This is a genomic window from Marinobacter sp. 1-4A (assembly GCF_016597725.1).
Classification (GTDB): Bacteria; Pseudomonadota; Gammaproteobacteria; order Pseudomonadales; family Oleiphilaceae; genus Marinobacter.
Map to the genome: position 1 here is coordinate 1 of NZ_VCGY01000025.1, position 1,271 is coordinate 1,271.

Genomic DNA, 1,271 nt, shown 5'->3' on the forward strand with positions numbered 1-1,271 from the left:
TGGACTTCCCCCAATAAAATGGACACGCCCCATCAGTTAATTCCCTCGAACTCTATCGGAGTCCGGTAACCAAGGCCACTGTGCAGCCGTTGGCTGTTATAAAAGCACTCTATATAGTCTTTTATATGTTTCCGTAACTGCCGCATCGTCACAAAGCTGGTCGCATGCAGCAATTCTCCCTTCAAGGTTTTGAAGAAGGATTCGACCTCAGCGTTGTCTGTGCATTGTCCCGGTCGATTCATGCTGTGGCGCACGCTGTTTTGGTTCAGAAATGCCTGTGTTTTCTGAGCCCGATATTCCGTGCCACGATCGGTGTGGAACAACAAACCCGCTTTCGGCTGCCTTGCTGCAAAGGCCTCTCTCAAGGCACCTTTGGCCAGTGCCGCATTCAGGCTCTCATCCAATCGCCAACTGATAATCCGGCGCGAGAACAGGTCCAGAACAACCGCCAGGAACACGTATTTTCGACCCAGCTTGATGTAGGTAACGTCACTGCTCCATTGCTGATTCACCGCAACAGGCTTTTCAACGCTCAAGCGGTGATTGGGAAGGGCTTTGAGTTCGTCACGGCGCTTGCTCATTCGGCGATACACTCGCATCACTCGCGCTTTCATGCCCCATTCCTGCATCAGGCGCGCCACACGATTCTCGCCAACCTGTTCGCCTTCCCGGCGCAGGGCCTGATAGACCCTGGGACTGCCATAGCGCCCCTTGCTACCGTCGTAAACACGACGGATCTTCAACAGCAGCGCGGCGTTCTCAGTGGCTCTCTGACCAGGCTTCCGGTTTGCCCAGGCGTAGTAACCGGATCGCGACACCTTCAAGTGCCGACACAGCGCTTTTACGCTGTATTCCCGTCGGTGTTTCCAGACGAACCGGAACGCTTCCGTCGTTCCTCGGCCTGAAAACGTTGAAACTTTTTTAGGATATCGTTTTCCTCCTGAAGCTCCGATACTCGGCGTTTCAGGCGGGCAATCTCATCCTGTTCCTGTATTTTCTTTTTGGCGTCTGCTGGCGCCTTCTTGACCCGTTTCATGGCGAACTTTCCTTCACGGTATTCCTTTCGCCAGCGTGACAGCATGAAGGGGTGAATATCCAGCGCTTCGGCAACGCTTTTGACGCTGCGGTGGGCCTGGTGACTCCACTCCACCGCTTTGACTTTGAACTCAGTGCTGTACTGCTGGGTTTTCTTCCCCGTGATCATTTCCGGCATCGTTTTGCTCCTCCTGCGGAGTTATCGATGCGTGTCCACTACATCGGGGGAAGTCCAG

The 1,271-nt window shown here is 54.1% G+C and carries 1 protein-coding gene; it reads right to left on the reverse strand.

The genetic code is table 11. The features are described from left to right. Positions 1 to 32: 32 nt before the first annotated feature. Positions 33 to 1,213, reverse strand: a protein-coding gene (locus FE845_RS18485; protein ID WP_200368004.1) for an IS3 family transposase whose coding sequence is annotated in 2 segments (ribosomal slippage) — positions 33 to 914 and positions 917 to 1,213 — 1,179 coding nt in all. Because the reading frame shifts where the segments join, the coding sequence is not laid out codon by codon here. Positions 1,214 to 1,271 lie beyond the last annotated feature (58 nt).